7 protein-coding genes are annotated in these 7,276 nt (G+C 61.5%); 1 reads left to right on the forward strand and 6 read right to left on the reverse strand.

Annotated features, from left to right (window positions below; genetic code table 11):
• A partial coding sequence (gene pilV / locus AC04MI_RS21765; protein ID WP_476498672.1) for a type IV pilus modification protein PilV occupies window positions 1-465 on the reverse strand: 465 nt, incomplete at its 3' end.
• Between the two features lie 403 nt (window positions 466-868).
• Here pilV and AC04MI_RS21770 point away from each other — a divergent pair.
• Window positions 869-1,261: a hypothetical protein gene (locus AC04MI_RS21770; RefSeq protein WP_476498673.1), complete on the forward strand. Its 393-nt coding sequence runs from the start codon at window positions 869-871 to the stop codon at window positions 1,259-1,261.
• A gap of 78 nt (window positions 1,262-1,339) precedes the next feature.
• Here the strand turns inward: AC04MI_RS21770 and AC04MI_RS21775 are convergent, their stop codons facing one another.
• The 5 genes from AC04MI_RS21775 to AC04MI_RS21795 all read right to left on the reverse strand — a co-directional run.
• Complete coding sequence (locus AC04MI_RS21775; RefSeq protein ID WP_108498969.1) at window positions 1,340-2,458, reverse strand: acyltransferase family protein; 1,119 nt, start codon at window positions 2,456-2,458, stop codon at window positions 1,340-1,342.
• Between the two features lie 240 nt (window positions 2,459-2,698).
• Window positions 2,699-3,829: an ABC transporter substrate-binding protein gene (locus AC04MI_RS21780; RefSeq protein WP_056065196.1), complete on the reverse strand. Its 1,131-nt coding sequence runs from the start codon at window positions 3,827-3,829 to the stop codon at window positions 2,699-2,701.
• A 282-nt stretch (window positions 3,830-4,111) separates the two neighbouring features.
• On the reverse strand, window positions 4,112-5,065 hold the full coding sequence (locus AC04MI_RS21785; RefSeq protein ID WP_476498674.1) for an NAD(P)H-dependent flavin oxidoreductase: 954 nt from the start codon (window positions 5,063-5,065) through the stop codon (window positions 4,112-4,114).
• A 134-nt stretch (window positions 5,066-5,199) separates the two neighbouring features.
• A complete protein-coding gene (locus tag AC04MI_RS21790) occupies window positions 5,200-6,990 on the reverse strand; it encodes an acyl-CoA dehydrogenase (protein ID WP_476498675.1) in 1,791 nt (596 codons plus the stop codon).
• Window positions 6,991-7,066: 76 nt separating this feature from the next.
• A partial coding sequence (locus AC04MI_RS21795) for an electron transfer flavoprotein subunit alpha/FixB family protein (RefSeq protein WP_476498676.1) occupies window positions 7,067-7,276 on the reverse strand: 210 nt, incomplete at its 5' end.

Raw genomic sequence — 7,276 nt, forward strand, 5'->3', positions numbered from 1 at the left:
GTAGTATGGCGCACCATCGAAACATACCGTGACCCGGGCATCGGGCAGATCAGCCGCCACACGAGCCAGCCAATCCGTCATCTCTGCAGTGGCAACGTCCAACGTGGACGTGCATCCGGTAGATGCATTACCGACAGCCATGCAATAGCTCGGTGACGCCATAGACATTGATGTAACCAAATAAGGATTAGCAGCCGCAGTGGTTTTGACGGCGATCTCTTTGTTACCACGCATCATTTCAGCTAACTCGCGGGCATAAACCACTGCCTGAGCCTGAAGACGGGCGTCACGATTCGCTTGAAGTGCAAACGCTTGCATGCCAACGGTTCCCAGCATGCCGAACGCCAAAATTACGATGGCGACCAAGACCTCTACCAATGTGAAACCACCTTCGCTGCGGCGAAAATCCACATTTTGAGCGGATAGTTGATCACGGATGGAGCCAAATGAAGATCGAGATTTCATGGGCCTATCTTACGAAGCGACTGGACTTTGAGGTAGGCGCTGCCGAACCGCTTGTGCGCTCGGATTGACCGTCGAGCGCCAAAGAGAAGCTCAACAGCCTCGAGCATGCAGTTGCGTCCTCACACTGCGCTGACAAGTTCCATCAAAGACAAGTACGCGACAGGGAGCCCAGTGCCCTTGTCTGAACTCCATACGCTCAGGGCCGCGCTAACCACTGGTTGACTGATGTTTGTGGCGATGCCAGCGCATTCGGCTTTTGCTTCACGCAGGCGAGCATGACTTGAGGCCGTCTACGGACCTCTCGAGCATGTTTACAACCAAACCGTCAACAAAGGTCCATTCGCGCAGTTGAAGTATGTTTCAGCTCAATGTCCATTTGGTGTTACCTGTATCTCCAGAGACAATGCTGCTCAACATGACTTCTTCGCAGCGCACCGAAAGCCAGCAAACTTCCGACGCATTCGACCCGGATTCAACCCTGGCATTCCAGCGCCGCATGGAGCGAGCGCCGGAGTGGTTTTGTTCTTTTCTCGCGGGCAACAGCCGGGAAAAGAGCCGCTTGCGCCGCGAGATGGCCACCATGAAAGGCTCGGTGGTCTGGCTGGTGCAGCAGCGCCGCCAGGGCACCTGGAGTGCCGAGGAACGAGCCCACCTGCGGGATGTGATGCGGTCCGCGTCTTCGGTCAGCCCTTATCTTTTTATCTGGGTGATCCCCGGCTCGATGCTGCTGCTGCCCTTCATGGCGTGGTTTCTGGACAAGCAGCGCAAACGGCGGGAACGCAAGCTTTTGCGATAGCACTGCACTGAGCTGAAGGATATAGCGCGCTCAAAAAGACAGCCCAGTCGGCCCGCCCCTGCGGTCCCAGCCTAGGGGCTACGCCCAGTTGCTGGTAATGACCACCAGCATGCCGGCCCCCACCAATCCCAGTTGCCAGCGCAGGGCCGTGGACCACGATGGCACATGACGCTCCACTCGCAGATACAACAGACGCCCAGCTGCCAGCGACAGCCCAAACGCCAGGAGAATGCCCACGGCGTTCAGCGCTGGTGATGCAGGCCAGAGGTGGCTGACCACCGCGTTCACAAGCAAGCACACGGCAAAGTGCACCAGAAACACCGAGTACGACATCTGGCCGAGCTTTACGAGCGGCGACACACCGGAAAAGCTGCGCATGCGCGCAGAGCGCATGGCCACCACCAGGCACAAGGCCGTGACCGCAGCCACGGCAATGCGTGCCCGGAAATCCACCGCCAGCGCTGCCCCCACCAGCAGCGCCATGAGGCAGACCCATGCCTGCGCCTGCGGCGCCCGCACCGCCCAGTAGGCCAACATGCCCAGGCCGTAGGCACCAAAAAAGTACAGCGCCCACATGTCCAACCCCACGATGCGGTTGAAAACCCATAGCGAGGCAGCAGTCGCCAACAGCACCAGCCCCTGCGACAAGGCCGCTGCATGGTGCTGTACCCAGCGCACAGGCAGCGCACGTACACCGGCCAGCATCAGCACAGTCAGCGCAAAGAGTTGAAAGTCGATGGCCACGTACCACACGCCAGCCGACAAAGCGCCTTCACCCACGATATCCTGCAGCAGCAAGGCGTTCGCCAACAGTTGGGACAAGGTGGGTTGGTCGGGCACGGAGTGGTGCTCCATCCAAGGTCGCACGAGGGCGGCGACCACCACCGCCAGCATCAACGCCACGGCATAAGGCACCACCAGCCGCACGAAGCGTTTGGCAATGGCGGTGCCCGCATGATCGAAACGCGCAAAGCCCTGGGGCGCAAGGCTCGCAGCAGCCAGGTACCCACCCAACACCAGAAACACCTGCACCGCCATGCGCCCATAGTCATATAGCCACGCTATGAGTGATGGAGCCAAGGGATGGGCGATGTCGGACATCGGGCCATAGAAGGCCAAGTGGTGCCACACGATGGTGGCGCAAGCCATGCCCTTGATCATGTCGATCAAGGGTGTGCGGGATGTGGACGAAGACATAGGGTGAGGTGTTGAATCCCCGCGGACAGCGCGCCGCTGGATATCCGGATTCCCTCCGCGCTGATTCGCCTGCTGCGCAAATCAGCAAGACGAACTGAACCGAGGATGGAACAACAAAACCCGCTATTGTCCTCCGTCAGAGGATTTTTTGCACAGCTGCACTGTCTCCCGCTGGTCTGCCATCACCTGCAGCGGGCTCGATGAACAAGAGTCCGCCCACCGCGCGAAGCGTGGAGACCCTTAGTAACGCAGACTGCCTTCCGCGTCCACGATAGCCAGCTCCACATAGGTCGACCCATTGTGGTTGCGCGGCGAATACTTCACGCTGAAACGACCAAAAGCAATTTCACCCGCGTCCTCCATCGTTTTGGAGAACGACTCGGTAGTCAGGTTGCGCCCCGTGCGGCGTAGCCCTTCCACCAGCAAGCGTGCGTGGACAAAACCTTCAAACTGCGAAGCCGAGGGTTGAGCGCCGGGCGACTTGGCACGCAGCAGGCTCAGATATTCGGCCACCACTGGGATAGTGGTGTTGCGCAGCGAAGGCATGATCTGCGCCAGGATGATGCCCCGCGCCTTGTCCCTGAGTTCGCGCTGGATCACGTCCATGCTGGCCACGGAGAACCCGTAGTAGGCAGGACGCACCGCCGTGGCCTGCACCGCCTTGATGTAGCTCGTGAAAGTGGTGCCGCCGGTCGCCACGATCACAGCCTGGGGTTGGGCTTTTTCGGTCGCCTGTGCGGCGGCAGCAAAGTCGGGCTGTTTGGGGTCCACCTTGATCTCGGCCACAAAGGGCAGCTTCTCCTCGTCCGAAGCCTTCTTGAGCTCACCTGCCAGTGTCTTGCCCAGGCCGTCGTCCTGAAAGAACACCGCCACACGGGTGATGCCTTGCTGGCGCAGCTGCGACACGATCTTGCTGGCCTCATTCGCATAACCCGCACGCACATGGAACACATACGGATTGAACGCCTCCCGGAACACCGAGGCACCTGTGACGGGGCCAAACAGCACAGTGCGCTGCTCCTTGATCAGCGGCAGGATGGCCGCTGTCTGCGCCGTACCGGTGCTATGGAAAATCATGAACACCTTGTCGTTCTCCAGCAGCTGGCGCGTGTTTTCCACGGCCTTTTGCGGGTCGAAAGCATCATCGAGTGTGGTGTACCGGATCATGCGGCCATGTACCCCGCCCTGCGCGTTCACCGCGTCGAACAGCAGTCGCGAGCCCTCGCCGTACTGCGCCGTCTGCGGCCCGAGCGGTCCCGACAGCACGACCGAGGCACCCAGCCGGATTTCATCGGCGGTCACGCCTTCATTGCGGGCATGAACCAGGGTGGTGGCGCACACGGCCAGCAGGCACACAAAAGCACGGAACATCAGGCATCTCCCTCGCAACATGGTGACAAGGCCGGCGAACGTGGCACCGGCATTCATTGATTATTTTTCATCACCATTATCTGTAGGGGACTTCTCCTCCTCACGCGGGTTTCCCCTCGGGTGCGTCACCGCAAAGACACCGCTCGAACACCTCCCACAAAGACATTCGCCCGCCTTGTGGGATACACATGGCGGGCGAAACAAATGACGGGGTGAGGTAAGAAAGATGGCCGAATGCCCCCCAGAGGCACAAAGCCACCGCCGCTCACACAGAGCGCAGATTCACAGCTTGAGACGGGCGCGGGCTGCCTCGTACTCACTGCGCAATTTGGCGACCAGTTCGGCGGTGCTGGTCACGGCGCTGATGGAGCCGATGCCCTGGCCGCAGCCCCAAATGTCCTTCCAGGCCTTCTTGGCGTCGCCGCCAAAGTTCATCTTGCTGGGGTCCGACTCTGGCAGGTTGTCCGGGTCCATGCCGGCCGCGCGGATCGAGGGCGCCAGGTAGTTGCCATGCACGCCCGTGAACAGGTTGCTGTAGACGATATCGTCCGAGTTGCCGTCCACGATGGCTTGTTTGTAGGCCTCGCTGGCGCGGGCCTCATGGGTGGCGATGAAGGCCGAACCGATGTAGCCAAAGTCTGCCCCCATGGCCTGTGCAGCCAGCACCGCGCCGCCACTGGCGATAGAGCCGCTGAGCGCCAGCGGGCCGTCGAACCACTGGCGGATTTCCTGSAYCAGCGCRAACGGGCTCTTGGTGCCAGCATGACCACCAGCGCCGGCCGCCACGGCGATSAKGCCGTCRGCGCCCTTCTCRATCGCCTTSTGCGCGAACTTGTTGTTGATGATGTCGTGCAGCACCACGCCGCCCCAGGCATGCACGGCCTGGTTCACGTCCTCGCGCGCCCCCAGGCTGGTGATGATGATCGGCACCTTGTACTTGGCGCACACCTGCATGTCGTGCTCCAGCCGGTCGTTGCTCTTGTGCACGATCTGGTTGATGGCAAACGGCGCAGCAGGCTTGTCGGGGTTCGCCTTGTTGTAGGCCGCCAAGGTTTCGGTGATCTCGGCCAGCCACTCGTCCAGCAGTTCGGCAGGGCGGGCATTGAGCGCGGGCATGGAGCCCACCACACCGGCCTTGCACTGCTCGATCACGAGCTTGGGGTTGCTGATGATGAACAGCGGCGAACCGATGACGGGCAGCGACAGGTTTTGCAACACGGGAGGCAGTTTGGACATGGCAACAACTTCCAGAACAAGAATAGGGATGGAACAGGCCGGATGCGCTAGTGAATCATGCGTCCGTAGCTATCATTTTTATATCAAGGCCCCTGCCCCGCAGGTGGCCTGTCTCCTCACAGCACGCCAGTCCTTCAGAAGGCTTCCAGCGCCAGCTCGGTCACGCTGGCCGCGCCTTCCACAATGCTGTCGCGCAGGCCCGGGGCCTTCACCAGGATGTGGTCGGCATAGAACTGGGCCGTGGTGATTTTTGCGCGCATGAAGGCTTCGTCCTGTCCCTTTTGCAACAGGTCTTGCGCCACCAGCAGGCTGCGCGCCAGTTGCCAGCCCGCCACCACATTGCCCGCSAGCATCAGGTAGGGCACGCTGCCCGCAAACACGGCGTTGGGCTGGGCCTTGGTGCCACCGGCTACAAAGTCGATCACGTCGAGCAGCGCCTTGCGCGCCGCCGTCAGGCGCTTGGCCACAGCCAGTGCAGCGGGCGTGCCGCTGGCCAGCAGGTCGGACTCTGTCTTCTCGATCTGCGCGGAGATGCCCTTGGCCACCTGGCCGCCGTCGCGCGCCGTCTTGCGRCCCACSAGGTCRTTGGCCTGRATCGCCGTGGTGCCYTCGTAGATSGTSAGGATCTTGGCGTCGCGGTAGTACTGSGCCGCRCCGGTYTCYTCGATGAAGCCCATGCCGCCATGCACCTGCACGCCCAGSSWGGTCACTTCCAGGCTCRTCTCGGTGCTGTAGCCCTTSACSAGCGGCACCATGAATTCRTAGAASGCCTGGTTCTGCTTGCGCGYSTCGGCATCGGGGTGGTGGTGYGCGGCATCAAACGCCGCAGCCGCCACCGTGGCCATGGCGCGGCAACCCTCGACGGTGGCGCGCATGGTCATGAGCATGCGCTTGACGTCAGGGTGGTGAATGATGGCGGCGCTGGCGTTGATGCTGCCGTCCACGGGGCGGCTCTGCACGCGGTCTTTGGCGTACTGCACAGCCTTTTGGTAGGCRCGCTCGGMRATCGCGATGCCCTGCATGCCCACGGCRTAGCGGGCCGMRTTCATCATGATGAACATGTACTCSAGGCCSCGGTTCTCCTGGCCCACSAGRTARCCSACSGCGCCGCCGTGGTCGCCRWACTGCAGCACGGCSGTGGGCGAKGCCTTGATGCCCAKCTTGTGCTCGATGCTCACGCAATGCGCGTCATTCCGCGCGCCCAGGCTTCCATCCTTGTTGACCATGAACTTGGGCACCACGAACAGGCTGATGCCCTTGACGCCCTCCGGCGCACCCTGCACGCGGGCCAGCACCAGGTGSAYGATGTTYTCGGCCATGTCGTGCTCACCGTAGGTGATGAAGATCTTGGTGCCGAARAYCTTGTAGGTGCCGTCRGGYTGSGGTTCKGCRCGSSTGCGCACCAGSGCMAGGTCSSWGCCSGCCTGSGGYTCGGTSAGGTTCATGGTGCCRGTCCACTSGCCGSTCACCAGCTTYTCGAGGTASRYSGCCTTGAGYTCRTCGSWGCCKGCYGTSAGCAGCGCCTCGATGGCGCCGTCGSTCAGSAGCGGRCACAGCGCAAAGCTCATGTTGGCGCTGTTGGTCATCTCGATGCAGGCCGCGCCGATGGTCTTGGGCAGGCCCTGGCCGCCAAAGTCGGCGGGGTGCTGCAGGCCTTGCCAGCCGCCTTCGCCATATTGGCGGAAGGCTTCCTTGAAGCCGGGGGTGGTGGTGACCACGCCGTCTTTCCAGCTCGACGGGTTCTTGTCGCCTTCCCAGTTGAGCGGCGACAACACCCCTTCGTTGAACTTGGCACACTCTTCCAGCACGGCGGCGGCCGTGTCCAGCCCGGCATCTTCAAAACCAGGGATTTGCGCGATCTGTTCAATGTTGGCCAGGTGCTCGATGGCGAACAGCATGTCCTTGACGGGGGCGGTGTAGCTCATGGGTGTCTCCGGGAAAGCGAAATTTCGTCAAAAAAAAGGCATCGCGAGCGATGCCTTTGTGTGCACAGGGGCGTTCTTACAGGGCCTTGACCAGTTCMGGCACRGCCGTGAACAGATCCGCTTCCAGYCCRTAGTCGGCSACGSWGAAGATCGGKGCCTCMGGRTCYTTGTTRATCGCCACGATCACCTTSGAATCCTTCATSCCCGCCAAGTGCTGGATAGCACCCGAGATACCGGCAGCCACATACAACTGCGGTGCCACGATCTTGCCCGTCTGGCCCACTTG

The organism is Acidovorax sp. LjRoot204 (assembly GCF_056175785.1).

Coding starts and splice junctions, on each gene's coding strand:
- AC04MI_RS21770 (WP_476498673.1), top strand. CDS start 869: ATGCTGCTCAACATGACTTCTTCGCAGCGCACCGAAAGCCAGCAAACT.
- AC04MI_RS21780 (WP_056065196.1), bottom strand. CDS start 3,829: ATGTTCCGTGCTTTTGTGTGCCTGCTGGCCGTGTGCGCCACCACCCTG.
- AC04MI_RS21775 (WP_108498969.1), bottom strand. CDS start 2,458: ATGTCTTCGTCCACATCCCGCACACCCTTGATCGACATGATCAAGGGC.